This is a genomic window from Acinetobacter sp. CIP A162 (assembly GCF_000367905.1).
In the GTDB taxonomy this organism is placed as follows: Bacteria; Pseudomonadota; Gammaproteobacteria; order Pseudomonadales; family Moraxellaceae; genus Acinetobacter; species Acinetobacter lwoffii.
The window spans coordinates 50,018-75,938 of sequence record NZ_KB849161.1 but is presented as its reverse complement, the minus strand read 5'-3'; the positions used below and the strand labels follow the sequence as shown (position 1 = coordinate 75,938).

The window sequence follows — 25,921 nt, the reverse complement described above, 5'->3', positions numbered from 1 at the left end:
GATCACTGGATCACTGGATCACTGGATCACTGGATCACTGGATCACTGGATCACTGGATCACTGGATCACTGGATCACTGGATCACTGGCTCTGCGTCGCCATACCTCCATAAGAAGTGCATCCAAAACAATATCCTTGGCAAGCGTAGGTTTCATTGACCAACCGATGACTTTCCTTGAATATAAATCAAGAACTACAGCCAGATATAACCAGCCTTGCCAAGTACGGATGTAGGTAATATCAGTCACCTGAGAAACACTGTTTCGTAAAGTATCAGATGTGTTTACAATAAACTCTCGATTTAAGTGATTGGGTGGCACAATATGACGACGACCACGACCATAGCTTTTATGCTTCTTATATCCTCGAACAGCGGCAATACCATTGTTCTTCATGATCTTCAGCACACGATTAGACCCGCAGCTTTCACCCAATTCTTTTAGATCCAGCGTAATGCGACGATAACCATAGATGCCATAACTGGCCTCATAAGAAGAACGGATGAGCTGTAATAACCGCTTATCTTCAATAGTCCTGCCTGATTCGAGTCCATGTAACCAGGCATAGTAACCAGCACGAGCGATCTTAAGGACCCGACACATCGTTTTAATCTTAAATTGATGGCTGTATTCCAGGATAAACTGATACTTCACTCGGGCAGGCTTGCAAAGTACCTTGCGGCCTTTTTTAAGATATCCCGTTCCTCTTCAGTCTGTTTAAGCTGACTTTTAAGACGTAGGATTTCTTTCTTTGCTTCGAGTAGTTCATGTTCATCAGAGTTGTTACGTAAAGGCTGTACCGCCTTTAGCCATTTATAAATGCTGTGCTGTGATACACCTAAACGCTCTGCTACATTAGTGACAGAATATCCATGTTCAGTAATCCATTTAACAGCTTCATCTTTAAATTCTGGGGTATATCTTTGCCCACTCATCAGGTTCTCTCCTATGCAAAAAGAATAGACGAAATTTGTCTAGGATACTGGGAGCAGTCCAAAAAGACGGTATGTGTGTTCAGAATTTTGGTGGTTATTCACTTTCTTAAATAAAAGTATAATAAAATACTCAGTAAAGTGATTCCATTTATCACTTTAGTTTATATTGTTAGATTCATCAAAATTCAAGGTTTAGATTGATGCTAAAGCTCTCGGAAGTGAAAGTTGCCATTATTGGATTAGGCTATGTCGGTCTACCGCTAGCTGTTGAATTTGGTAAAAAAGTTCCGGTTGTGGGCTTTGATATTTATCAAAAACGTATTGATGAACTCAAATCTGGTAAAGACCATACATTGGAAGTCTCTCTTGAAGAACTCGCTCTATCGACACAGCTGGATTACAGCTCAAATTTAGAAGATTTAAAAGATTGTAATTTCTTTATTGTGACTGTGCCAACACCAATTGATAAATTTAAACAACCTGATTTAATGCCACTAGTAAAAGCATCTCAAAGTATTGGTAATGTATTGAAAAAAGGTGATATCGTAGTTTACGAATCAACTGTTTACCCAGGTGCAACAGAAGAAGTCTGTATCCCTGTGCTTGAGCAGGTGTCAGGTTTGACATTTAACCAAGACTTCTTTGCAGGTTATAGCCCTGAGCGGATTAACCCAGGTGATAAACTTCACCGTGTGACCAATATTCTTAAAATTACTTCAGGCTCCACTCCAGAAGTTGCTGATTTTGTCGATGAAGTCTATAACTTGATCATTGAAGCAGGCACACATAAGGCACCAACCATTAAAGTCGCTGAAGCGGCAAAAGTGATTGAAAACACCCAGCGTGACGTTAACATTGCCCTGATCAATGAACTGGCTGTGATCTTTAATAAAATGGAGATCGACACCGAAGCAGTACTTCAAGCGGCAGGGACGAAATGGAACTTCTTGCCATTCCGTCCTGGTCTTGTGGGGGGACACTGTATTGGCGTCGATCCATACTACCTAACCCATAAAGCGCAGTCGATTGGTTATCATCCTGAAATTATTTTGGCGGGTCGTCGTCTTAATGATGATATGGGGGCTTATGTGATGACTCAGCTTGTTAAAGCCATGATCAAGAAAAAGATTCAGGTTGAAGGTGCTAAAGTTTTAGTCCTTGGTTTAAGTTTTAAAGAAAACTGCCCGGATATTCGTAATACCAAAATCATTGATATTGTTCATGAGCTTCAGGATTATCATATTCAAGCTGATGTCTATGACCCATGGGTGAATGTATCAGATGCGGAGCATGAATATGGGATTACCCCTGTCGAGGCACTGGAAAATGGTCAATACGATGCTGTGATTTTGGCGGTTGCACATGAGCAATTTAAAGAGATGGGTGCAGAAGCTATCCGTGCACTGGGTAAAGCCAATCACGTATTATATGACTTGAAATATGTATTGAGTCGGTCTGAATCTGACCTTCGTTTATAATAGGACATACCCCATGCATCAATATCAACAGGTATGTGAGCAACTGCAAGCTCAGCCGAAAACCTGGCTCGTGACAGGTGTTGCTGGTTTTATCGGATCCAATCTTCTAGAAACTTTACTGAAGCTTGATCAAACTGTGGTGGGTTTAGATAACTTCGCTACTGGTCATCAGCATAACCTAGATGAAGTAAAAAGCTTGGTGTCTGCTGAACAATGGTCGAAATTCCGCTTTATTGAAGGTGATATTCGTCAGTTTGCAGATTGCCAAAAAGCCTGTACAGGTGTGGATTATTTACTGCATCAAGCCGCACTCGGTTCAGTACCGCGCTCGATTGCCGACCCCATCACCACCAATGACACCAATATCAGCGGTTTTTTAAATATGCTGACTGCGGCACGTGATGCAGGTGTTGCCAGCTTTACCTATGCGGCCAGCAGTTCGACCTATGGTGATCATCCTGCATTGCCAAAAATCGAAGAGAATATTGGCAATCCATTGTCTCCCTATGCTGTGACTAAGTATGTCAATGAGTTATATGCCGATGTGTTTGCACGTAGCTACGGTTTTAAGGCGATTGGTCTGCGTTACTTTAATGTCTTTGGCAAACGCCAAGATCCAAATGGTGCTTATGCAGCGGTGATTCCAAAATGGACGGCTTCCATGATTGCTGGCGAAGATGTTTTCATCAATGGTGATGGTGAAACCAGTCGTGATTTTTGCTTTATCGATAATACCGTGCAAGCCAATATTTTGGCGGCAACGGCATCGGACGAGGCTAAAAATCAGGTCTATAACGTCGCAGTCGGTGACCGTACCACATTGAATGACTTATATCGTGCCATTCAATCTGCGCTTGCGGAAAATGATGTGCAGTTTGAGCGTGATCCTGTGTACCGTGATTTCCGTGCAGGGGATGTGCGTCATTCACAAGCCAGTATTGCTAAAATTCAGCAACACTTAGGTTATGCACCTAAGTTTGAAATTGCCGAAGGCATTCAACTGGCGATGCGTTGGTATGTGAACAACTTAGAATGATCTTAAACAGATGATTGCGAAACTCTTCGCAAAGTATCAGTCGATTGGGCTGATCACATTAAGTTTACTGGCAGGTGCGATAATGACATTTATCGCACTTCCTGTTTTAACACGCCTGTATTCTGTTGCGGACTTTGGTGCGTATGGCATTGTCTTGGCGCTTGTCAGTGTTTTATCTACTATTGCCAATTTACGCCTAGATCAAGCTTTATTGGTCGCTGAGGAACAGGATAAAAAAAGCCTGATTTTTGAAGGGTCGGTGTTCTCAACTGTTATTGCTGTTGTTAGTGGCATCGTTATCAGCTTTATTTTAAATATTGAAATGGCAGGTGCAGTGGCGACAGGCATACTTGCAAATACGCTGATTCAAAGTCTGTATAATTATCACTTTTCAGCACATCAAGAATATTTCTGCGCAGGCTTAAATATTTTTAGAAGTGCAATCGTCGTGGCGGTTCAACTCTCTTTACCACTAGTGATGCAAATTAGTTTGGTCAATAGCTACAACGTCAGCTCCATTATCATGATTGTGGCGGTGCTGATCTATTTACTGAAACATCAATTGTATCAAGTGAGTTGGCAGGTATTTAAACATTACAAAGATTTTATTTATGCCAATACACCACATGCGTTGCTGAATAGTTTTTCGCATAACTTGCCCTACTATGTTGTGTCGCATTTTGTCGGTGTACAGGCGATGGGTTTCTATGCCATTGTCGAACGGACTTTGCGTGTACCGATCAATCTGATTTCGCAAACCTTGCGTCAGTTCTTTATTCGCAAATTTAAAAACACCGAATCCAATCAAAATGTCTTAAAGGCGAGTGTACTGCTTAGTCTGGTTTCACTACCTTTATTTGCCATTTTCTTCATTCTGCCTGAATTTTTATATTTATGGGTTTTTGGCAGTGAATGGGTGGGTATTTCGAGCTATTTCCAAATTTTAGCTTTGGGCTATTGGGCGATTTTCTGTAATCCACCAAGCTCGGCTTTTCTGATTGCTAAGCGCAACAGCCAAGTGTTATTTAAGTTGCAAATCGTAGAACTCATCATTAAGTTCGCTTTATTTGCAGGCTTCTATGCTGTCTTTGCTGATAAAGTGTATATGTTACTTGCGGTGCCTGTGGCATTAATTTTCTATAACTTTGCCATTTTATATGTAGTGTGGAGAAACAAAAACTGATGTTTTTTAAAATCTTAAAATACATGAATTGGTTTGCTTCACAGTGCCGTAAAGTGATGTACAACATGGCCTTTGGCACTAAGTTTCGCTATTTCGGCAAAGGTTGTACCGTCGATATTCGTGGAAAAATGCAGATTGGCAACAATGTCTATATTGGTGATCATGTCAGCTTAATTGTTGAAAATGGTGCGGTGCTTGAGATTGCCGACAACAGTTTTATTGGTGAAAACTGCTATATCAAATGCTTCGGTGGTAAGGTTTCAATTGGTAAAGATGTCAGCATTAATTCCAAGTCGTATATCAATGGTTGTGGAGGTGTGACCATTGGTGATAACACCCGTATTGGCACGCAAAGCATTATTATTGCGAGCAATCATAAATTTGGTGAGCCTGATCTGTTGGTGAAAGATGCGATTACCAAGCAGGGCGTGAGTTTAGGGAAAAATATTTGGCTTGGTGCACGAGTTACGGTACTTGATGGTGTAACTATTGCCGATGATAGCGTGATTGGTGCTTGTAGTTTGGTGTCTAAACCTTTGCCTGAATCAGGGGTGTATGTCGGTATTCCAGCCAAAAAAATCAAATCTGTGTAAAGTGCTATGCATATCGTAAAACATATTTTCAGCGTAAAATATTCAGCTTAATTTTCTCCCTTTTGATTTTCTGATCCTGACATAGGTCATGCGTATGGCATTTATGGTTTCTGCTTTTCGACAGCTGTTTGATCTTGCTTATTTTATGGCAAAGGGCAGTGTGGCATATGCACGTAAAAAGGGGGTGAAAATTGGTGAAAACTGCCGAATTTATATTAAAAATTGGGGCTCAGAACCGTTTTTAGTCTCAATTGGTGATCATGTCACGGTGACTTCAGGCGTGAAATTTATTACCCATGATGGCAGTACCTGTTTAGTCAAAGATGAGCAAGGGAAACGCTATCAACGCTTTGCCCCGATTCAAGTGGGTTCGCATGTCTTTATTGGTGTGAATAGCATTATTATGCCGGGCGTGAGCATTGGCTCAAATGTCGTGATTGGTGCAGGTTCGGTGGTGACCAAAGATATTCCTGACCATAGCGTGGTGATTGGTGTACCTGCCAAAGTGGTGTCGAACTTTGCTGATTATCAAGCCAAAATTCAAAGCATCTGTGCCAGTGATAGCGACTTGGTTGGCATCACCGATTACCGTGCCCGTGTGGAACGTGCCATGTCGATTCAAGCCTCAAAAAACCATCTTTAATATTCTCCCATTTCATAAAGTTTAGGTCTGCATATGTTGAATAAAGTCATGTTCTTTTTGCCAAGCTTGGGCGGTGGCGGTGCAGAACGTACGGTCATTCAACTGGCGAACAGTTTTGCTGAACAAGGACTTAAAATTCATTTAGGCGTATGTGACCTGAATGGCGATAAAGCCAAGCTGTTACCCGAAGTGAGTTCTAAAATTGAATTGGTCAATTTTAATTGCGGTCGGGTGATGAATAGCATCACGCCTTTAAAAATAAAAATGAAAGCTGAGCAATATGATTGCTTAGTGGCCACGCAAACCCATACCCATATTGTGGCAGGGGTTGCGAAAAAACTCTCAGGTGTTGCAACACGTTTGATCTTCCGTGAAGTATCTACGCCGTCAAAAAATATAAAGTTGCAAGGCATTGCTAAATTTGTGCTGAAAACTTTGGTGAATTGGACCTACCCCATGGCACAGCAAGTGGTCTGTGTTTCTAAAGGGGTAGAAGCTGATTTTCGTGAATATTATGGCTATAAAAATAATAATTTGAGTACCATTTATAACCCTGTATTGGACGATGCCTATTTTGGAAAACTCAAAGCGCCAGTCACACATCGCTTTTTTAATAATGACCATAAAGTGATTTTGGCAGTGGGGCGTCTCACTGAAGCAAAGAACTTTGGTTTTCTGATCCGCTCCTTTAAAGCCTTGCATGATCAGCATCCTGAAACCCGATTATTGATTTTAGGTGAGGGTGAACTGCGTGCAGAGTTTGAGGAGCTAGTGGCGGACTTGGGTTTAAAAGACGTGGTGGATTTACCGGGCTTTGATGCTAATCCATACGCTTATTTTAAATATGCATCGCTATTTGTTTTAAGTTCAAATTGGGAAGGTTTACCTGGGGTACTGATTCAGGCACTGGCTTCTAAAGTGAAGGTGGTCAGTACCGATTGCCCAAGTGGACCAATGGAAATTTTAGACCATGCAAAATTTGGCTTATTAATCGAATGCAATGATCAAGTTGGCTTGATGCAAGCCATGCAACAGGCAATTTTTGCAGATTATGTGCAATATCAAGAAGCTGATTTTGAAGCGCATATTCAGCAGTTTCATAAGCAAACCGTACTTAAGCAGTATTTGCGTATGATGGAGTCTGCAGCATGAGCAAACCGTCGATGGTGCATGTGATTACCAACTTTGCGGGCGTGGGGGGTGCAGAGATGATGTTGGCCCGCCTGATCCAATTTACAGAAGATCAGTATCAGCACGTGATCATTGCTTTAATGAAAACATCAGAGGTGTATCAAAGTACTTTAGATCGTTGTCAGGCGCATTATGCACTGGATTGGAATGGCATAAACACATTGGGTACGGTAAGCAAACTGCGTACATTGCTTAAAAAACTACAGCCTGCAACGTTGCAATGCTGGATGTACCATGCCAATGTGTTGACCAGTCTCAGTATTATTGGTTTAGCCCAAAAACCAAAAGTAGTTTGGGGTATTCATCATTCGCTTGCTTCTCCCAAAGATGAATCGATCAGTACCAAGATTGCCTTGGGCATAAGCAAAATACTGTCCCAACAAGCCAGTGCTATTATTTATTGTGCGCATTCGTCTATGCAGCAGCATCAGGCCTTTGGCTTTAAAAATGGCAATAGTCAAGTGATTGCCAATGGCGTGTTTTTAGATAAATTTCAGCCCAATCTTCAATTGCATGAACCAACCGTGATTGGTTTTGCAGGGCGCTATCACATAGCCAAAGGCTATCCCTATTTGTTTGAAACCATTGGCTTGCTGAAAAATGAAAACATCATTTTTAAAATTGCAGGTGGTGGTGCAAGCCTAGAAAATCCTGAAGTGAAAGCTTTATTCGAGCAGTATCAGTTAGATGCCGAAAAAGTGCATTTGCTTGATCAAATCTCAGATATGCCTGCTTTTTATCAATCGATTGATGCTTTTCTGATGACTTCGATTACCGAAGGTTTTCCGAATGTGTTGGTCGAAGCCATGGCATCAGGTTTGCCTTGTATCAGCACCGATGTGGGCGATGCCAAATATATTGTGCAGGATTTAGGAAGTATCGTTCCACCACGTAATGCGCAAGCTTTGGCGGATGCCATTTTAGCCTATACACAAAAATCAGAAGCAGAAAAACAAAGCTTAAAACAGGCGACGCGTGAACGGGTAGAGCAGAATTTCAGTATTGACACTGTGAGTAGTCAATATATGCAGGTGTGGAGCCAACAGGCATGAAATTTTTAATGATCAGCAGTTTTTTGCCATCGGTACTCAATTTTCGTGGCAAGTTATTAGAAGCGATTTCTGCGCACGGCTATGAAATTCACATCATGGTGCCTGAATTCGCATCATTCCCCGAAGAACAGCAAAAACTGCAAGCCCTTGGCTATCATCTGCATGAAATTCCCATGCAGCGCACTGGCACCAATCCGCTGGCGGATTTAAAACTGTTAAAACATATCTATCGGCAAATTCGTCAAATTCAGCCTGAGTATGTGCTGTCCTATACTATTAAACCTGTGATTTATGGCACGCTCGCGTCATGGCTGGCGAAAGTACCGCATCGTTTTGCTTTAATTACTGGTCTAGGTTATGCCTTTCAAAATGTGGAATCTGGCAAGCGTAGTCTGTTTCAAAAGCTGGTGCATGGCTTATATGCGCAAGCGCTCAAACGTAGCGACAAAGTCTTTTTCCAAAACCCTGATGATTTAAAGCTTTTCCAAGACATGCATTTGCTTGATGCCAATAAACCCACTGTAGTAGTGAATGGTTCAGGGGTAAATGTACAAGACTTTGATGTCATGCCTTTACCGAAAGATGATGCAGGCGTGGTCAAAGCCTCATTCTTGCTCATTGCACGGCTTTTGGGGGATAAAGGTGTGCGTGAATATGCTGAATCGGCACGTATCATCAAAGCACAATATCCTGAAGCTGAGTTTCATTTGGTCGGTTGGATTGATGATAATCCATCTGCGATTTCGCAAGCCGAACTCGATACTTGGATTGCAGATGGTCGCCTCAAATATTGGGGCAAGCTCAGTGATGTCCGTCCTGCAATTGCAGCATGCTCAGTGTATGTGTTGCCCTCCTACCGTGAAGGCACGCCACGTACGGTATTAGAGGCGATGGCTATGGGACGGGCGATTATTACCACCGATGCACCGGGCTGCCGTGAAACGGTATCGCACGGTGTGAATGGTTATTTGGTCGGAGTGAAGTCTGTAGATGATTTGGTGCAATGCATGCAATACTTTATTGAGGATCCAAAACTGATTGAGCATATGGGACAGCGTTCGCGAGAAATTGCGCTGAATAAATATGATGTGCATCAAGTGAATAAGCACATGCTGGCTGAAATGGATATTCATTAAAGGCGATTTACCCAATTTTAGAGGCGATCCAGATGACCTTAAAATATATAAAAAGTGATTTATACCGTTATACCAGTCATGTCAGTTTTAAAACTTTTTTGAAAACTTATTTTTTCAATCGCGGTTTTAATTTTTCATTTTGGCTGCGTTTAGCCAGTTCAAAAACTGTATGGGCAAAGTTGGCTTATCCTATTTATTATTATAAAAAAAAGCAGTACGGCATTGATATTCATACCACGACTCAAATTGGCTACGGCTTGTTTATTGGGCATGGCGGGCCGTTGGTCGTTAATCCGACAACTGTGATTGGCAATAATGTGAATTTATCGCAATTTACCACCATTGGTGCAAATGGCGGCCGTCAAGCCGCAGAAATTGGCGATAATGTTTATATTGGGCCCAATGTCTGCATCATTGAGCATGTCAAAATTGGCAATAATGCCACTATAGGTGCAGGAAGCGTTGTGACGAAAGATATTCCTGAAAATGCAACTGCGGTGGGAAACTATGCGAAGGTGATCAGCATGAATAATCCGGGTCAGGCAGTCAATCGTCGTTGGACAGATTTCTAAACGGATATATGGTGTGACAGCTTTTAGAATGGGGAATACTTGAGTCCCTTTGACCGTTGAAATATTTTACAAATCTGATGGCTTTGGACAGGGTATAATCATTGCTAGAAATGAATATTGACTCCGCCATTTTATCTAACCTCAAGAGTGAACCATGTTAAAGCGCTTATTGGATATCGTGATTGCATCATCTGCGCTGGTGCTGCTGTCTCCTGTATATGCTTTTGTGGCATATAAGGTGCGAAAAAATTTGGGTTCACCCGTGTTGTTCTGTCAGGTGCGTCCGGGGCTCAATGGCAAACCTTTTGAAATGATCAAATTCCGCAGTATGAAAGATGCGGTTGATGCACAAGGTCATTCCTTGCCTGACAGTGAGCGTTTAACACCCTTTGGTCAAATGCTGCGTTCCAGCAGTTTGGATGAAATGCCTGAACTGTGGAATGTGCTTAAAGGCGAGATGAGTATTGTCGGACCACGACCACTGCTGATGGAATATTTACCCCTCTATAATGAGCAACAAGCCAAACGTCATAACGTGCGTCCGGGCATCACAGGGTATGCTCAAGTGAATGGCCGCAATGCCATTTCATGGGAAAAGAAATTTGAGCTAGACACATGGTATGTCGAAAACCGTTCATTATGGCTCGATTTTAAAATCATGCTGAAAACGGTACAAAAAGTATTGTCTAAAGATGATATTAGTGCCGAAGGTGAAGCGACCATAAGTAAATTTACGGGTACTTCGGAGCCTAAAGATGACTAAGCTCTATGCAATTTATGGCGCTTCAGGCTGCGGGCGCAGTTTAATGCCTGTTGCACGTCAGCAATTAGCACGTGAAAGCGATGCTTCAGAAATCGTATTTATTGATGATGCCTTGGAATCGGTTGCAGAAGTAAACGCTCATCGTGCCATGAATTACCTCGCATTTTTAAATGAAACGGCTTCAGAAAAATACGTACAAATTGCCATTGCCAATAGTCATGTACGAGAAAAGATCGCTCAGCGTTTAAAGATGGATGGCATTCAGCTTTGGTCGATCATCGCGGACAATGTAGTTCTAATGGATCAGCTTGAGCTCGATGAAGGCTCTGCTTTAAGTCCATTTGTCACCATTGGCTCAAATGTCAGAATCGGTAAGTGTTTTCAAGCCAATTTATACAGTTATGTTGAACATGATTGTGTGATTGGGGATTTCGTTACTTTCGCGCCAGGCGTAAAATGCAACGGCAATATTCATATACACGCGCATGCCTATATTGGCGCGGGTGCGATGATTAAGCAGGGTACACCCGATCAGCCACTCATCATTGGCGCAGGTGCGGTTGTGGGTATGGGCGCTGTTGTCACTAAAAGTGTGCCTGCAGGCGCAACAGTGGTGGGAAATCCTGCCCGTATTGTGACGAAAAAATAGATTTTTAAACTCGATTTTGGGACTAGGAAAACTCCATGTTAAACAGTGCATTTGAACCTTGGCCAAGCTTTACTCAAGCAGAAGCCGATGCGGTATCAAAAGTCCTTTTATCTAATAAGGTGAATTATTGGACTGGTCAAGAATGCCGTGAATTTGAAAAGGAATTTGCACAGTTTGCAGGAACCAAGCATGCAGTTGCCGTGGCCAATGGTACAGTTGCGCTGGATGTAGCACTCAAAGCCTTAGATATTGGCGCAGGCGATGATGTGATTGTTACCTCACGTACGTTTTTAGCTTCGGCAAGCTCGATTGTGACTGCAGGTGCCAATCCTATTTTTACTGATGTAGAGCTGGATTCACAAAATATCTCACGCTGTACCATTGAAGCAGTGATTACGCCGAATACCAAAGCGATTATTTGTGTACATTTGGCAGGCTGGATGTGTGATATGGATCCGATCATGCAGTTGGCTGAGGAAAAAGGCATCTTCGTGATTGAAGATTGTGCTCAAGCACATGGTGCAAAGTACAAAGGCAAATCAGCAGGTTCAATCGGTCATATTGGTGCATGGTCCTTCTGTCAGGACAAGATCATGACCACAGGTGGTGAAGGCGGCATGGTCACCACCAATGATGAAGATCTTTGGAAAACAATGTGGTCGTACAAAGATCACGGCAAAAACTTTGATAGCGTGTATAACAAGCAACATCCGCCGGGATTCCGCTGGCTGCATGACTCATTTGGCACCAACTGGCGCATGATGGAAATGCAGGCGGTCATTGGCCGTTTACAGCTCAAACAAATGCCAGAATGGACTGCAAAACGTAATGCCAATATGGCGCGTATCCAAGCGGCGTTTGAAAATAGTCCGTATTTTACTGTAGCAAAACCATCAAACGATTATGTGCATGCAGCCTATAAATGCTATGTGCAAGTGAATACTTCAGCCTTGCCTGAAGACTGGTCGCGTGATCGCATTATGGCAGAAATCAATGCATTGAATGTGCCTTGTTTTAGCGGCTCGTGTTCAGAAGTGTATTTAGAAAAAGCATTTGATGGTACACCTTGGCGTCCTGCGCAGTCTTTACCGCACGCTAAACAGCTCGGTACAACAAGCTTAATGTTCCTTGTACACCCAACATTGTCTGAGCACAGCCTGCAAAAAACCGTGGATGCGATTCAAGCAGTGATCGCAAAAATCTAAACTAGAAAATCGCGTATAATATGCGCTCTCATCCGCTTTATTGACCCCCATTTGAGCATCTTGTGAAAGACATTATCCGTTCTATAGCATCATTACCGCGTCGCCAAAAACAAATCGTTTTGGTGCTGATGGATATCTGTGTTTTACCGTTAATGATGTGGCTGGCATATGCCATACGTTTGGCACGTCCCAATGTTCAGGTCATGCAAGGACTGGATGCTTGGTATATCTATGTCGGTATTTATGGAATTGCTATTTTTGCATTGCTCGGTATTTACCGTGCGATTGTACGTTCATTTAATGAAGACTATTTACTGCGGATTTTAATCGGAACATTTATTCAAATCGTGGCCTTATATACGATTAAAAAATTGAATGTTGCATTTATTCCCATGAGTATTCCACTGATGTATGGCTTTATGCTGTTTTCATACATGTGGTGGAGCCGTGCCGTCATTCGCTACGCTACTCTTAAAACTTTTGCTAAAAAGCAAAGCCGTAAACGTGTGGCGATTTATGGCGCAGGGCTGGCAGGTCAGCAAATTGCCGCAGCTTTAAACCGTTCAGATGATTATTTACCTGTGTGTTTTATTGACGATAAGCGCTCCTTACAAGGTCAGTCACTGAGTGGTTTAAAAATTTACGCCCCACATCGTGCAGCTGCCAAGTCGGGTAAATTTGGCATTGAAGAAGTATTACTTGCCATGCCCTCTGTTGGACGTGCGCGTAAAAAAGAGATTATTGAGTCTTTTGATACGGCAGATGTCAAAATTATGGAACTGCCAGGGGTAACCCAACTGGTCGATGGTCAAGTTAAAGTTTCAGATATCCGTGAGGTAGATATTATTGACCTATTGGGCCGTGATCCTGTACCGCCGAAACCTGAACTGTTAGAAAAAAATATTAAAAATAAAGTGGTCATGGTGACAGGGGCGGGCGGTTCAATTGGTTCTGAGTTATGTCGTCAGATTGTGAAGCATCAGCCTAAAATGCTGGTGCTGTTTGAAATGTCTGAATTTGCTTTGTATTCAATCGACCGTGAATTGCAGGCTTCTGATATACAAATTATTCCAGTGCTGGGTTCTGTCACCAATCAGCAAAAATTAGAACGTATTATTCAAGAGTACAAAGTGCAAACGGTTTATCACGCTGCAGCCTATAAACATGTGCCACTTGTTGAAGCAAACCCATTTGAAGGTATTTATAATACGTCCATTGGCACACAGCGTAGTGTAGATGCAGCGGTGAATCAAAATGTTGAAACCTTCGTTTTAATTTCAACAGATAAAGCGGTACGTCCAACCAATGTTATGGGTGCGTCCAAACGTATGGCAGAATTGTATTGTCAGGGCCTAGCGTCGACGAATCCAAAAACTCAAATTAGTATTGTGCGCTTTGGCAATGTACTTGGTTCGTCAGGTTCTGTCGTCCCTTTGTTTAAAAAGCAGATTGCTCAAGGCGGGCCTGTTACAGTAACGCACCCAGAGGTCACTCGTTACTTTATGACCATTCCTGAAGCTGCGCAATTGGTAATTCAGGCGGGTGCGATGGGGACTGGTGGTGATGTATTTTTATTGGATATGGGTGAGCCAGTTAAAATAGTAGACTTAGCTAAACAAATGATTCGTTTGAGTGGTTTTCGAGCAATAGATGAAAATGGTATAGGTGATATTGAGATACAATTTACAGGTTTACGTCCGAGTGAAAAACTATATGAAGAGTTGTTGATTGATGCGGAAAATGTACAAAAAACAGATCATGAACGGATATTAAAGTCTTTCGAGAAGTTTTTTACCTATGCTGAAATGCATGACACTTTTATTCAGTTTGAAAAATACTCTCAACATGAAAATTTGAGTGACTTGTTTGGTCGATTGAAACACTATGTTGATGGGTTTAGACATTAATATGAATTTTATGAAAAAAAAGCCCTTTATTAGATGCAGAACATAAATAATGTCAAAAAAAATATTTTCTAACTCACTTTGGATGATGTCTGAAAAGTTGGTCTCGATATTTGGTCTTATATTTGTGACTTCATTTGTAGCTAAATATATTGGACCAGAAAATTTTGGAAAGTTAACTTTCGCTAGTTCGATTTTTGCAATTATTCAAACGATTGCAATGTTTGGTTCAGAAAATATTATTTTTCAAAAAACAGCCAAAGATCGACGGTTTGGTGAATATATTATTGATTCAACTAAAATTATTCGTGATTTTATGTATGTTTCTTTATCTTTGCTTACTTTAGTTTATATTTATTTTTTTGCTGATCAGCTTACGTTTATCTTTTCTGTCGCTACGAGTATTGCGATATATTTTGCAGTTCATGATGTATACATTATTTACTTTAATGCTATTTTGCAATCTAAGATTAATGCATATTGTAATATTTTTGCTCTAATGATCTCTTTGCTTGTACGCTATTTTATTGCAAAATTTCAACTCGCTGTTGAACTATTAAGTGTACCGATTATTCTAATTACTATAATACCTTTTTTTATTCGAAAATATTTATTTAATAAAGTTAAATTGGAAAAAGTTTATGTTACAAAAGAGCGAGTAAATAGATATCGTAAATTTATGCTTGGTATTGGTCGTAAACTTATTTTTTATTCTTTGTCAGTTGCAGTATTTACAAAGACATCACAGTTATTTCTTGGTTTGAAATCTCAGTATGACCTTGGGATTTATACTGTAGCAATGACTTTGGGTAATAGTTTTTACTTTGTGCTCGTTGCTATTATTTCATCTTATTTTACTCAAATTTATATAGAAAAAGACTTCGAGCAAAGCCAAAAAATGGTTGCAAAGTTAAGTGTAATGATTGTTGCTATTTGCTTAGCCGTAATGGCTTTTTTTGCTGTGACAGGACATTATATTGTTCAGTGGCTATATGGGGCTGAGTATGTAAGTGTTGATGAAATTTTACTGTTTACTGTCGTGGTTACGCTATTTTCGGGTTTATCTACTGTCGCAGAAAAGTATTTATTGAAATTTAATGCATATGATTATTTAAAGAAAAAGACACTATATCTAGTTGCTTTTAATCTTGTTCTAACAGCGCTATTTGTTCATTTATGGGGGCTAAAAGGAGCGATTATTGCAATTTTGATTACAGAAATCATGTCTTATACTGTATTTAACTATTTTTATCGCGAGGGAATGATACTTGATACTCAAAAGCGTATTTTTTTATTATCAACATATAGAAATGAGAAATAATAATGGTTAAGTTGAGTGTTATTATTCCAATATATAAAGTAGAAAGTTATATTGTTGATTGTTTGCAAAGTATTTGTTGTCAATTAATTGAAGGTGTGGAAGTCATACTTGTTAATGATGGAACACCTGATAATTCAATGTTTTTAGCTCGAAATTATATTTTGGAGAAATATTCAATTTTTTGTAAGCAGTTCGTATTCATTGATCAAGAAAATCAAGGGCAAAGTGTTGCTAGAAATAATGGAATTAAAATAGCGCAAGGAGAATATATTGCTTTTTTAGATTCAGATGATTTGATTTCGATGGAGTATTTCTCCACAATATTTAATGTGTTGTTAGATGAAGAAGTAGATATAATTCAATTTAAGTCATTCAAGTTTGAAAATAACATTAATAATAAATATGATTTTAATGTAGGTATTGAAGCAGTAGGGAGTTTTTATAATAATAAATCACTTATGTTGGAACTGTTTAGTAAGTGTGCTTGGTTTCCATGGATGAATGTTTATAGAACAAGCCTCTTTCTAAATGAAAAATTTCCAGAAGGTTTCTATTTTGAAGATGCTGATTTAATACCAAAAATATTTTTTAAGGCAGAAAAAATACATTTTATAGATAATCGTCTATACTTTTACAGGGATAATAATAATGGAAGCTTAAAAGGGAAGAGTGCAGAAAATTTAGAAAAAATTAAGAATAGTTATCATAATATTGTTTTAGTTTACTTGAATAGGTTACAAGATGATGAATTGTATTCTGCTGCATATATTTCAATGGTTGTAAAGTATCTTGTTTTTTTGGTGAAGAGAAAGAATTTTAGTGATTTATTTAAACAATATTCAAATGTAGATTTGACACATGTAAATAAAAAACTTTTGATGAGAGGAAATAAATTATTTTATAATTTTGGTATATTATACATTGCTATTCTAGTTGTTTTAAAAGGAAATACATTGTGAAAAAAATTTGTTTTTTAACAAGTTGTATAGAAAGCACTGGGGGAACTGAACGTGTTTCAATTATGCTTGCCAATAAGTTAACTGAACTAGGATATGATGTATGCTTTTTTAATCTAATCGGAGGTAATAAAGTAAAATTTGAAATAAATAAAGAAATAAAAATTTATACATTAAACTTGCCCCCACATTCAACAAAAAAAAATTTTTTTAAAATTATATGTGGTTTAAGAAATTATATTAAAAGTAATTCCATTTCTACAATTATAGATGTTGATAGCATTTTATGTGTTTTTTCAACTATTGCAAAAATAGGATTGCCAGTACGGCATATTTGTTGGGAGCATTTTAATTTTAATGAAGATTTAGGTGTTGCTTTTAGAGGGATAGGGCGGATATTGGCTGCAAGGTATGCAGATGTAGTTGTAACTCTGACAGAAAGAGATAAAGAGCTATGGAAAGAAAAATTAAAAGTAATCAATACTAATATGATTGCAATACCTAATCCTACACCATATGAGAGTATTGTAAATGAACCACAACAAAGCTTCAAAACAGTTCTTTCAATAGGTCGTTTAACTTATCAAAAGGGATTCGATTATTTAATTGAAGCTTGGGCACTTGTGTGCGAAAAACATCCAGAGTGGCAATTGGTTATAGTTGGAAGTGGCGAAGATGAGCTTCAACTTAAGCAAAAGGTTCAAGAGCTAAATTTGGAAAGTAATATAAATTTTTTTGGACCAACAAAAGAGATTGAATCTTTTTATAGAAAAGCATCATTTTATTGTATGAGTTCCAGATTTGAAGGGCTGCCTATGGTTTTACTTGAAGCTCAGGCTTATGGTTTACCAATAGTTTCTTTTAATTGTGACACAGGCCCGGCAGAAGTTATCAAACAAGGCTATAATGGGATTTTAGTCGAGTGTTATGATACACTAAAACTGGCAGATGCTTTAATTGAGATGATTATGATACAAAAAGATCAATTTCAGGAGGTCTGCAATAATTCTTTTCTAAATATTAAACGGTTTGAATTGGATAGCTTGATTTCTCAATGGGTTGAAGTTTTAGGTGATAAATGAAAAACATATTTATTGCAAGAAAAGAAAATGTATACACTTGGATTTTAGTTTTTTTTCTAGTGCTAATTATTGGCGGTAGAGGACAAACAAATGATACTCAAGTATATTATAATGTATTTAAGCTAATACCATATTATGATTTTTTTGATGCGGCTAGTTTTTATGAAGATACCCGCATGGAAATTGGTTTTGGGTATTTTTTAAAAATAATACATTTTTTTTCAAGTTCATCATTTTTTTTATTTTCTATAGTTTCATTTATAATATTTTTTTTATATATAAAAATTTCGATAAATTTAAAATTAAACTCATTGCTACTAGTATTAATTTATATATTAAGTGGGTTTTTTATTTTTCAACAGTTTATGCAAATTAGGCAGGCGCTGAGCACTTTTTTATATTTATATGCTGCTTTAATTTTTTTTGATAAAAAATTTTTTATATCAATATTTCTGTTTGCTTTATCTCTGTCTATTCATCAAACAGCTTTCCTGCCCGTAGCTTTTTTTCTATTGGTTTTAATATGTTTTAAGATTTTTGTTAATTTAAATAAAGTTGGTTTCTTTATAATTTCACTTCTTGGTTTAATTGTAGCTTTCTTTCTTTCAAAATATTTTCTTATAAATTTTCTAATTGCTAGTTCTGAGGCTGTTGAGGGATACTTGAATTCTGATTTTGGGAACCAGGTTTCAATTTTTGGATTTAATAATATACGAATGATAGTTTGCTATATATTTATATTTTATTTATTTTTTAAAAATTTTAATGGTGTGAATATAAAATATAAATTCCTATTCTTATCACTTACGGCTGGCATAGGGATGAAATTTGGTATGTTAGAGATAGATATATTGAGTGGGCGATTAACAACGCCATTCACAATTGCTGAATTGTTTTTAATTGTTTATTTAGTTTTTAAAAGCTTTAGTAAGAGTTTTTCAAATATTTTAATTTTATTATATATTTTGGGACTTTTTATTCCTGCTTACTTTTTTCAGATTGATTTTCAAGATTTTGTTAAACTATATTTGATACCATTATATTAATATTTGGAGAATATATGATTTTAATTACAATGGCTGGTTTAAGTAGTCGTTTTTCCAAGGCTGGGTATAGTCTTCCTAAATACATGTTAGAAATAAATGGTAAAACTATTTTTGAATATGCTGTCTGTTCATTTGAATACTATTTTAATGATGAAAGTTTTTTATTTATTTTACGTCCAGATAGTGAAGCTAAAGCATTTGTTGAACAAAAAGTTAATGAATTAGGTATTAAGAGATATTCGATTTTAGTGCTAGAAGAAGATACTAGGGGTCAAGCTGAAACAGCTTATTTAGCACTAAAAAACTACAGTCATGATTTTGGAATTACTATTTTTAATATTGATACTATTCGTTATAATTATAAAAAACCCTTATTTATAAATGAATGTGATGGGTATTTAGAGGTATTTTCAGCTGAAGGTGAGCATTGGTCATTTATAGAGCCAGGCAATAATTTTAGTGTTTTACGTACAACTGAAAAAGATCGAATTTCTGATTTATGTAGCGATGGTTTGTATTATTTTAAAAGCCAAAAACAATTCTGTCAGTTATTTGAAGTTGCAGTACAAAATAATAACCAAGTGAAAGGAGAGTTTTATATTGCTCCACTTTATAATGATTTAATCCAAGCTGGCCTTAGAATCAAATATGATCAAATTCAGCTTAATCAAATAGAATTTTGTGGGACACCTGCAGAATATGAAATGTTAAAGAAAAAATGGACGATATGATGAAGCGTTTAATAATGGATTTAGATGATACCATTTGCACAACTGTTGGTGGAGATTATTCAAACTCTATTCCAGATAAAGCTGTTATTAATAAGATGGTTGAGTTTAAAGATAAAGGTTTTGAGATAGTTATCAATACAAGTCGAAATATGAGAACTTATGAGGGTTCTATTGGGAAAATTAATGCAAATACATTGCCAATTATCATTGATTGGTTGAATAAAAACCATATTCCATATGATGAAATATATACGGGTAAGCCGTGGTGTGGATTTGAAGGTTTTTATGTAGATGATAAAGCAATAAGACCAGATGAATTTGTTAAATTATCCCATGAAGAAATAAATGAACTATTAGGTTTATAATAATGATTATTATTAATTCCGCTGCTTATGTTATACCTGAATTCCAAAGTGAATTAGGGGCTATTCCTCCGTGTATGTTACCCTTAGGAAATCAAAAGCTAATCCAACATCAAGTTAAACTATTAAGGAAATTTGAAAATGAGCGTATTATAGTAACATTACCATTAAGTTATAAGTTAACATTAGGTGAGAAGTCTTTAATTAATGAGTTAGATATAGATACAGTATTTATACCAGATAATTTTTCTCTAGCAAATGCCTTAATTTATGCGATAAATATGTTTGAATCATATGAAAAAAATATCAGAATCCTGCATGGCGATACTTTAATTTATGACCTTCCTAATCAATTAGATGTAATTTCAGTAGCCAGAGCTTCAACGGATTATAATTGGGAAACAGTTATTCATGATTTAGAGAAGAGTAGCAATTTGGTTTGGGCTGGTTTCTTTACATTTTCTGATAAAAATATACTCCTTCGTAGTTTATCTTTATCTAATGGTGATTTTATTAAAGCAATTCATTTATATGGAGAAGTTATTGTTACAAACAATCTTGAGAGTAAGGAGTGGTATGATTTAGGGCATATAAATACTTACTTTGTTTCAAGATCCAAAATTACTACACAAAGATCATTTAACTCTATAAAAATTGAAGATGGTATATTATATAAAAGTGGAAACCCCTCAATCAAAATAATTGCAGAAGCACATTGGTTGAGTGATATACCAAGTAGATTAAAAAAGTATACTCCTCAAATAATTGAATCTGGTCGTAATGATAAAGATACACCATATTATGCAATGGAATATTTATCATTTCTCCCTTTAAATGAGATATATGTGCATGGAAGAAATTCCATTTTTTTTTGGTCCATGCAATTTGATTTGTTGAATAACTATTTTAAAGATTCAGTGCTAAATGCAGAAGAATTAAAAAAAATAAATATTATTGAAATTGAAGAAGAAACTAGAAGATTATATTTCGATAAAAGTATTAAGCGAATAGCAACATATTTAAATGGTATTGGAGAAGATTTTAATAGCTATGGTTTTGAAATTAATGAAGATTTTTTTTTGGTAAAGGATATAGTTTCGGATTGCTTAGATAGAACAGATAAATTGCCTGTAATTCATTCTATTATGCATGGTGACCTGTGTTTTAGTAATATTTTATATGATTCACGTTCACAAAGAATAAAAGTAATTGATCCAAGAGGTATCAACTCATTAAATGAAATGACATTTTATGGTGATCAGAAATATGATTTAGCAAAATTAGCACATTCAGTCCTTGGGATGTATGATTTTATTATAGCAGGGCGTTATCAGATCAAAAGAAATAATAAAAATAATGAAGTTATTGAGTTCGAGTTGGATGAAAGGTTAAGGAATATTCAAAGACTTTTCGTGGATAGAGTATTTATTGATCATGTATCAGTTAGGGAAATAATGCCTTTAGTAGTTCTATTATTTCTTTCAATGTTGCCGTTACATTCTGATAGAGCAGATAGGCAAAAAGCAATGCTCTTAAATGCTATAAGAATCTATAAATTTTATGTTTTAGATTAGTTTAATGAATAAGTTTCTCAAAGTCTGGGAAACTTATTTTAAAGGTTGACAAAATATTTATTCAATCAATAGGTGGATGTCTCTCTTATATATTTTCTTATAGGATCGTTATATTTTCTGTCAACTCGTTTGACACTAAAGAAATGTGAATTATTCTCCCTAATATTTTTAATATCAGTAATGCTAATATTAAGGTTGTTTTCCCAGTTTATGTAGCAAGTGTTATCACCAAAATTAGAATTTTTTGAAAGCTGATTAATGTTAGGAAAAAAAATTTCTTCATTTGCATATGTATATTTTAATAATACTTTAGGGAAGAGGAATAATAATTTAAGTTTTGAAAACAATTTACTTAAATCTCTTAAGAATTCGCGATATTTAAAATTATTTTTCAAATAGAATTTTTTATTTATATTATAGTAATCTAAGATATTGGACTTTTCAATAAATTCTAATAATAAGTTATACTTATAAAAAGTTCCTTCTGGTGCACACCAGAAGGAATGGTTTTTAGGGATGTAAGGGAATGAAGAGTCGTAGAAGAAACGAGTGTATTGGTAATTCATTTTCCCATATAGATCTTTTTGTGTACATATTTGGGCTTTAGAGCAATCGTACTGTTTAATGTAGTTTTCATAACCTTTTTTTACAAATAGCTGGTTACTTCCAAAAATACTAAAATATTGATATTTTAGAGAGAGTTTTTCAGCGAGTAAAAAATTACTTAAATGAACGTAAAGTAGTGAGCCATCTACATAACCAGTCATAAATTTTTCTGGATTAATAAATACATTGCTAAATTTTGAAAAGTTCTTTACATCAAAAACAAAATCTTGTTTTATGTGTAATATTATGTAGCATTCAGGAACATAGTAATTTAAATTCTGAATCATATCTAGAACACAATCATATTCTTCATGTACGGCTATGCTGAATAGACAAGTCATATTTTGCAACTAAATGATCAAATAATGGTATAATGTAATTTAAAGTACTTTTTTTTAACAAAGAAATCAACTAGAATAGCATGCTAATTAATATTTTATTAAATTTTTATGAATTTGTTAATTTTAGTGCCTGAAATTAGGCCTTGTGGTCCAATTAACGTTGTATTAAGCCTTGTTGAGTCCAATTTTTTTAAAAAATCGAAAATGTGTGTTTGGGTTGTTGAAATTAGAGCATCCGACGAAACTGAATATAAAAAAAATTTTAAAAATGTCATTGGTGATAATGTAATTTCACTCTCAGGTGTAAATTTGAAAAGTTACTTTAATTTTCAAAAAATCTTAAGAGAAAATGCTATTGATGTTGTTCATTCTCATGGGTTTTACCCCGATTCATTTTTAGCTTTTAGCTCTATAAAAGGATTATTAAAAGTATCTACTAGCCACAATATAATCCATGAAGATTATTTTTTTACATTTGGAAGGAAAGGAAGTTTTTTCTCTCATTTTCACTACTTTTTGTTAAGAAATTTCTTTGATAAAGTTGTTGGTTGTTCAAATCGTGTTTATCAGAATTTAATAAATAATAATTTGGGCACTGAGAGTACATTGCGAATTTATAATGGGATTAATATCAATAAGTTTTTGAAGATATCTAAGTTTGAGAAAAAAAGAAGAAGAGTTGAGTTAAATCTTTTAGATAATCAAATTGTATATATTTATAGTGGGTCCTTATGGCCTATGAAAAAAGTCCCTGAATTAATTGATATTTTTAAAGAAAAATTACAAATAGATCCTAATTCGTTTTTGCTAATTTTAGGTGATGGTCCAGATGAAAAGCTATGTAAACAAAAGATAGAAGGAGAAGATAATATCAAAATGGTTGGAAAGGTTCCTAACCCAGAATTCTACTTACAACTAGCTGATATTGCTCTATCCAATTCGAGCTCTGAAGGTTTTCCTCTGGCTATTTTAGAAGCAATATCTTGTGGTTGTTTTGTTTATTTGTCAGATATTGAGCCTCATAGAGAGATTATGTCTTTATTTCCATATTCTACGGCTCCTATAAAAAATATATTAGAGAGTGGCATGAAATTTTCAGAGATAAATGGTGCTCAAGTTGATCTTATTAGTGATGAGAAAATGGCTGAACAATATTTCAATGTATATAATTATAAGAGAAATAAATGATTAATTTTTCTGTGTTAATGTCTTTATATTATAAGGAAAAAAAAGATTTTTTAGACAGTTCATTAGTTAGTATTTGGAGCACCCAAATTTTAAAACCTAATGAAATTGTTATTGTTTTAGATGGTCCTGTTGATTATGAGCTACAAGAATGTATAGCGACTTGGCAAAATAAAATAGAATCAGTACTCAAAATTGTTCCCCTTCAAAAAAATATTGGTTTGGGTAAAGCATTAAATGAAGGTTTAAAACATTGTTCATATGAATGGGTTTTTCGTATGGATACAGATGATATTTGTACACCAGATCGATTCCAAAAACAGGTCGATTTTATAATGTCAAATCCTGATACAGTTTTATTTGGTGGTCAAGTTTTAGAGTTTGATCAGAATCCTGATGATTCAGCAGTTATCAAAACTGTACCAACAACGCACGAAGATATAAAAAAATTTGCTAAAAACCGTTGTCCATTTAATCGTATGACAGTGGCTTACAAAAAAAGTGTGATTATGAAGTTGGGTGGATATCAACACCATTTATTTATGGAAGATTATAACTTATGGTTGCGTATAATTGGTGCTGGTTATGAAGTTGCTAATTTAGAGGATGTTGTATTGTATGCACGTGTTGGTAATGGAATGCATGCTCGTCGTAAAGGTTACGAATATGTTAAAAGTGAAAAACAATTACTAAATTTAAAAAAAGAACTCAAAATTCAAAACCCAATACATGCTAATATTCTCTTCCTAATAAGGTCTGCTTTTAGGCTGATGCCTAGTTCATTGTTAGGTAAAATTTATAATACTTTTCTACGAAAAAAAGTTCATAAATAAGAGTGGTAATTTTAGTTATGAAGCGTTTAGTTGATGTTTTGATCTCAGTAATAGCACTCATCCTTTTATCACCAATTTTTTGCTTGGTTGCTTTTAAGGTCCGTAAAAATCTAGGTTCTCCAATCTTTTTTCTGCAAGAACGCCCAGGAAAGGACGGCAAGCTTTTTAAAATGATTAAGTTCCGGTCGATGAAAGATGCAGTGGATAAAGAAGGCAATCCATTACCAGATGAACAGCGTATTACACCTTTTGGACAAAAATTGCGTTCTACAAGTTTAGATGAAATGCCACAACTCATAAACGTCTTAAAAGGAGATATGAGTATTGTTGGTCCACGTCCTATGCTTAAAGACTTTGTAGCATTATATTCACCAGAACAAGCTCGTCGTCTGGAAGTTAAACCGGGTATGACTGGCCTAGCACAGGTAAGTGGACGAAATGAACTTGATTATGAAGAACGTTTTAAATGCGACGTATGGTATGTAGATAACCATAATACTTTGGTTGACTTTAAAATCATGTTCAAAACAGTCGCTGTGATGACCAAACGAGAAGGTATTAATGCACCGGGTCATGTTGGCCCTTCTTTATTTCAAGGAAATGATCCTGAAAATATTAAAGATGAAATCAAGTCATAATTTTTTATTAGTGAACTATTTGTAATGATCAAAAAAGCCATTCTCCCAGTCGCAGGCCTTGGTACACGTTTTTTACCTGCGAGCAAGTCTATTCCCAAAGAAATGGTCACAGTAGTTGACCGACCCGCGATTGAATATGTCGTGAAAGAAGCAGTTGCTGCTGGCATTGAACAGATTATTCTTGTTACCCATTCTTCCAAAGCTTCGATTGAAAACTACTTTGATCGAAATTTTGAGCTGGAAACTACTCTAGAACATAAAAAGAAATTTGATTTACTCAAAGAGATTACCGAAATTTTACCGCCACATGTGAGCGTAATCAGCGTGCGCCAACCACAGCCACTGGGTTTGGGGCATGCTGTACTCTGTGCCAAAGATGTTGTGGGAGATGATGATTTTGCTGTGCTATTACCAGATGTTCTTGTAAAAGACTCATCGGAAACCAATGATTTGAGTTTAATGATCCAACGTTTTGATGAAAGCCATGCATCACAAATTATGGTAGAGGCCGTACCTGATCATTTGGTAGATCAATACGGTATTGTGGATGTTGCCTCTATACCTGCCGAAGGGCATAGTATTCAAATGCAAGGTATCGTGGAAAAACCTGCCCTCGGTACTGCACCATCAAATTTATCGGTAGTGGGTCGGTATATTTTACCTGCCAAAATTATGCAATTACTTGAGAACACGCCTAAAGGGGCAGGTAATGAGATTCAGTTGACCGATGCAATTGCAGCTTTGCAAGCAACCGATACGGTGGAAGCCTATCGCATGAAAGGGCAAACCTTTGATTGCGGCAATAAATTGGGCTATCTCAAAGCAGTTTTACATTATGGCGTAGACCATCCAAAATTAGGTGAAGAATTTAAAGCGCTGATCAAAGAACTAAAACTATAAAAAGAG

General features: G+C 36.5%; 25 protein-coding genes and 1 pseudogene. 24 read left to right on the top strand and 2 right to left on the bottom strand.

Going from position 1 to position 25,921, the window contains the following annotated elements; all coding sequences use genetic code 11:
- Nucleotides 1-90: 90 nt before the first annotated feature.
- Nucleotides 91-935: pseudogene (locus F995_RS17025) on the bottom strand (IS3 family transposase); the annotation flags it as partial.
- Between the two features lie 200 nt (nt 936-1,135).
- On the opposite strand from F995_RS17025, the gene tviB reads away from it, so the two are divergent.
- The 20 genes from tviB (at nt 1,136) to F995_RS15125 (ending at nt 21,412) form a co-directional block, all read left to right on the top strand.
- Complete coding sequence (gene tviB / locus F995_RS15220) at nt 1,136-2,413, top strand: Vi polysaccharide biosynthesis UDP-N-acetylglucosamine C-6 dehydrogenase TviB (RefSeq protein ID WP_004647658.1); 1,278 nt, start codon at nt 1,136-1,138, stop codon at nt 2,411-2,413.
- A gap of 13 nt (nt 2,414-2,426) precedes the next feature.
- The gene (locus tag F995_RS15215; protein WP_004647657.1) at nt 2,427-3,449 is read left to right on the top strand and encodes an NAD-dependent epimerase/dehydratase family protein; all 1,023 of its coding nucleotides are present in this window, start codon (nt 2,427-2,429) and stop codon (nt 3,447-3,449) included.
- 82 nt (nt 3,450-3,531) lie between these two features.
- Complete coding sequence (locus F995_RS15210; protein WP_228127486.1) at nt 3,532-4,632, top strand: lipopolysaccharide biosynthesis protein; 1,101 nt, start codon at nt 3,532-3,534, stop codon at nt 4,630-4,632.
- 23 nt (nt 4,633-4,655) lie between these two features.
- Nucleotides 4,656-5,225: an acyltransferase gene (locus F995_RS15205; RefSeq protein ID WP_227554990.1), complete on the top strand. Its 570-nt coding sequence runs from the start codon at nt 4,656-4,658 to the stop codon at nt 5,223-5,225.
- Between the two features lie 94 nt (nt 5,226-5,319).
- Entirely contained in the window at nt 5,320-5,868 is a 549-nt protein-coding gene (locus tag F995_RS15200; RefSeq protein WP_004647654.1) for an acyltransferase, read from the top strand.
- A gap of 33 nt (nt 5,869-5,901) precedes the next feature.
- The gene (locus F995_RS15195) at nt 5,902-7,020 is read left to right on the top strand and encodes a glycosyltransferase (RefSeq protein WP_004647653.1); all 1,119 of its coding nucleotides are present in this window, start codon (nt 5,902-5,904) and stop codon (nt 7,018-7,020) included.
- On the top strand, nt 7,017-8,111 hold the full coding sequence (locus F995_RS15190; RefSeq protein ID WP_004647652.1) for a glycosyltransferase: 1,095 nt from the start codon (nt 7,017-7,019) through the stop codon (nt 8,109-8,111). The genes F995_RS15195 and F995_RS15190 overlap by 4 nt, the downstream gene beginning before the upstream one ends.
- Complete coding sequence (locus tag F995_RS15185; protein ID WP_004647651.1) at nt 8,108-9,247, top strand: glycosyltransferase family 4 protein; 1,140 nt, start codon at nt 8,108-8,110, stop codon at nt 9,245-9,247. Before F995_RS15190 ends, F995_RS15185 begins: the two co-directional genes overlap by 4 nt.
- Nucleotides 9,248-9,279: 32 nt before the next feature.
- Entirely contained in the window at nt 9,280-9,819 is a 540-nt protein-coding gene (locus F995_RS15180; RefSeq protein WP_004647650.1) for a serine O-acetyltransferase, read from the top strand.
- A 154-nt stretch (nt 9,820-9,973) separates the two neighbouring features.
- On the top strand, nt 9,974-10,582 hold the full coding sequence (locus F995_RS15175; RefSeq protein WP_004647649.1) for a sugar transferase: 609 nt from the start codon (nt 9,974-9,976) through the stop codon (nt 10,580-10,582).
- A complete protein-coding gene (locus F995_RS15170) occupies nt 10,575-11,231 on the top strand; it encodes an acetyltransferase (protein WP_004647648.1) in 657 nt (218 codons plus the stop codon). Before F995_RS15175 ends, F995_RS15170 begins: the two co-directional genes overlap by 8 nt.
- Nucleotides 11,232-11,266: 35 nt before the next feature.
- Complete coding sequence (locus F995_RS15165; protein ID WP_004647647.1) at nt 11,267-12,436, top strand: DegT/DnrJ/EryC1/StrS family aminotransferase; 1,170 nt, start codon at nt 11,267-11,269, stop codon at nt 12,434-12,436.
- A gap of 62 nt (nt 12,437-12,498) precedes the next feature.
- On the top strand, nt 12,499-14,343 hold the full coding sequence (locus F995_RS15160; RefSeq protein ID WP_004647646.1) for a polysaccharide biosynthesis protein: 1,845 nt from the start codon (nt 12,499-12,501) through the stop codon (nt 14,341-14,343).
- 49 nt (nt 14,344-14,392) lie between these two features.
- Nucleotides 14,393-15,661: an oligosaccharide flippase family protein gene (locus F995_RS15155; protein WP_016806766.1), complete on the top strand. Its 1,269-nt coding sequence runs from the start codon at nt 14,393-14,395 to the stop codon at nt 15,659-15,661.
- A 2-nt stretch (nt 15,662-15,663) separates the two neighbouring features.
- Nucleotides 15,664-16,620 carry a glycosyltransferase gene (locus F995_RS15150; RefSeq protein ID WP_004647644.1) on the top strand — a complete coding sequence of 319 codons (957 nt, stop codon included), beginning with the start codon at nt 15,664-15,666 and terminating at the stop codon, nt 16,618-16,620.
- Nucleotides 16,617-17,699 carry a glycosyltransferase family 4 protein gene (locus F995_RS15145; protein ID WP_004647643.1) on the top strand — a complete coding sequence of 361 codons (1,083 nt, stop codon included), beginning with the start codon at nt 16,617-16,619 and terminating at the stop codon, nt 17,697-17,699. The genes F995_RS15150 and F995_RS15145 overlap by 4 nt, the downstream gene beginning before the upstream one ends.
- Complete coding sequence (locus F995_RS15140) at nt 17,696-18,745, top strand: EpsG family protein (RefSeq protein WP_004647642.1); 1,050 nt, start codon at nt 17,696-17,698, stop codon at nt 18,743-18,745. Before F995_RS15145 ends, F995_RS15140 begins: the two co-directional genes overlap by 4 nt.
- 14 nt (nt 18,746-18,759) lie before the next feature.
- The gene (locus F995_RS15135) at nt 18,760-19,476 is read left to right on the top strand and encodes a glycosyltransferase family 2 protein (RefSeq protein WP_004647641.1); all 717 of its coding nucleotides are present in this window, start codon (nt 18,760-18,762) and stop codon (nt 19,474-19,476) included.
- Entirely contained in the window at nt 19,473-19,841 is a 369-nt protein-coding gene (locus F995_RS15130) for an HAD family hydrolase (RefSeq protein ID WP_228127485.1), read from the top strand. Before F995_RS15135 ends, F995_RS15130 begins: the two co-directional genes overlap by 4 nt.
- 2 nt (nt 19,842-19,843) lie before the next feature.
- Nucleotides 19,844-21,412: a hypothetical protein gene (locus F995_RS15125; RefSeq protein ID WP_004647639.1), complete on the top strand. Its 1,569-nt coding sequence runs from the start codon at nt 19,844-19,846 to the stop codon at nt 21,410-21,412.
- A 65-nt stretch (nt 21,413-21,477) separates the two neighbouring features.
- Here the strand turns inward: F995_RS15125 and F995_RS15120 are convergent, their stop codons facing one another.
- Nucleotides 21,478-22,305 (bottom strand): hypothetical protein, encoded by an 828-nt coding sequence (locus F995_RS15120; RefSeq protein WP_130908669.1) that lies wholly within the window; start codon nt 22,303-22,305, stop codon nt 21,478-21,480.
- 162 nt (nt 22,306-22,467) lie between these two features.
- On the opposite strand from F995_RS15120, the gene F995_RS15115 reads away from it, so the two are divergent.
- The 4 genes from F995_RS15115 to galU are packed head-to-tail and all read left to right on the top strand — an operon-like array spanning nt 22,468 to nt 25,915.
- Nucleotides 22,468-23,547, top strand: coding sequence for a glycosyltransferase family 4 protein (locus tag F995_RS15115; RefSeq protein WP_004647636.1), 1,080 nt, complete (start codon nt 22,468-22,470; stop codon nt 23,545-23,547).
- Nucleotides 23,544-24,377: a glycosyltransferase gene (locus tag F995_RS15110; protein ID WP_004647635.1), complete on the top strand. Its 834-nt coding sequence runs from the start codon at nt 23,544-23,546 to the stop codon at nt 24,375-24,377. The genes F995_RS15115 and F995_RS15110 overlap by 4 nt, the downstream gene beginning before the upstream one ends.
- A 17-nt stretch (nt 24,378-24,394) precedes the next feature.
- Nucleotides 24,395-25,015 carry a sugar transferase gene (locus tag F995_RS15105; RefSeq protein WP_004647634.1) on the top strand — a complete coding sequence of 207 codons (621 nt, stop codon included), beginning with the start codon at nt 24,395-24,397 and terminating at the stop codon, nt 25,013-25,015.
- A gap of 24 nt (nt 25,016-25,039) precedes the next feature.
- A complete protein-coding gene (gene galU, locus F995_RS15100; protein ID WP_004647633.1) occupies nt 25,040-25,915 on the top strand; it encodes a UTP--glucose-1-phosphate uridylyltransferase GalU in 876 nt (291 codons plus the stop codon).
- The last annotated feature ends 6 nt before the right edge of the window (nt 25,916-25,921 follow it).

Bases quoted from the DNA above. Each gene is read 5' to 3' on its own strand.
- tviB (WP_004647658.1), top strand. From the start codon at position 1,136: ATGCTAAAGCTCTCGGAAGTGAAAGTTGCCATTATTGGATTAGGCTAT.
- F995_RS15215 (WP_004647657.1), top strand. From the start codon at position 2,427: ATGCATCAATATCAACAGGTATGTGAGCAACTGCAAGCTCAGCCGAAA.
- F995_RS15210 (WP_228127486.1), top strand. From the start codon at position 3,532: ATGACATTTATCGCACTTCCTGTTTTAACACGCCTGTATTCTGTTGCG.
- F995_RS15205 (WP_227554990.1), top strand. From the start codon at position 4,656: ATGAATTGGTTTGCTTCACAGTGCCGTAAAGTGATGTACAACATGGCC.
- F995_RS15200 (WP_004647654.1), top strand. From the start codon at position 5,320: ATGGCATTTATGGTTTCTGCTTTTCGACAGCTGTTTGATCTTGCTTAT.
- F995_RS15195 (WP_004647653.1), top strand. From the start codon at position 5,902: ATGTTGAATAAAGTCATGTTCTTTTTGCCAAGCTTGGGCGGTGGCGGT.
- F995_RS15190 (WP_004647652.1), top strand. From the start codon at position 7,017: ATGAGCAAACCGTCGATGGTGCATGTGATTACCAACTTTGCGGGCGTG.
- F995_RS15185 (WP_004647651.1), top strand. From the start codon at position 8,108: ATGAAATTTTTAATGATCAGCAGTTTTTTGCCATCGGTACTCAATTTT.
- F995_RS15180 (WP_004647650.1), top strand. From the start codon at position 9,280: ATGACCTTAAAATATATAAAAAGTGATTTATACCGTTATACCAGTCAT.
- F995_RS15175 (WP_004647649.1), top strand. From the start codon at position 9,974: ATGTTAAAGCGCTTATTGGATATCGTGATTGCATCATCTGCGCTGGTG.
- F995_RS15170 (WP_004647648.1), top strand. From the start codon at position 10,575: ATGACTAAGCTCTATGCAATTTATGGCGCTTCAGGCTGCGGGCGCAGT.
- F995_RS15165 (WP_004647647.1), top strand. From the start codon at position 11,267: ATGTTAAACAGTGCATTTGAACCTTGGCCAAGCTTTACTCAAGCAGAA.
- F995_RS15155 (WP_016806766.1), top strand. From the start codon at position 14,393: ATGTCAAAAAAAATATTTTCTAACTCACTTTGGATGATGTCTGAAAAG.
- F995_RS15150 (WP_004647644.1), top strand. From the start codon at position 15,664: ATGGTTAAGTTGAGTGTTATTATTCCAATATATAAAGTAGAAAGTTAT.
- F995_RS15140 (WP_004647642.1), top strand. From the start codon at position 17,696: ATGAAAAACATATTTATTGCAAGAAAAGAAAATGTATACACTTGGATT.
- F995_RS15135 (WP_004647641.1), top strand. From the start codon at position 18,760: ATGATTTTAATTACAATGGCTGGTTTAAGTAGTCGTTTTTCCAAGGCT.
- F995_RS15130 (WP_228127485.1), top strand. From the start codon at position 19,473: ATGATGAAGCGTTTAATAATGGATTTAGATGATACCATTTGCACAACT.
- F995_RS15125 (WP_004647639.1), top strand. From the start codon at position 19,844: ATGATTATTATTAATTCCGCTGCTTATGTTATACCTGAATTCCAAAGT.
- F995_RS15120 (WP_130908669.1), bottom strand. From the start codon at position 22,305: ATGATTCAGAATTTAAATTACTATGTTCCTGAATGCTACATAATATTA.
- F995_RS15115 (WP_004647636.1), top strand. From the start codon at position 22,468: ATGAATTTGTTAATTTTAGTGCCTGAAATTAGGCCTTGTGGTCCAATT.
- F995_RS15110 (WP_004647635.1), top strand. From the start codon at position 23,544: ATGATTAATTTTTCTGTGTTAATGTCTTTATATTATAAGGAAAAAAAA.
- F995_RS15105 (WP_004647634.1), top strand. From the start codon at position 24,395: ATGAAGCGTTTAGTTGATGTTTTGATCTCAGTAATAGCACTCATCCTT.
- galU (WP_004647633.1), top strand. From the start codon at position 25,040: ATGATCAAAAAAGCCATTCTCCCAGTCGCAGGCCTTGGTACACGTTTT.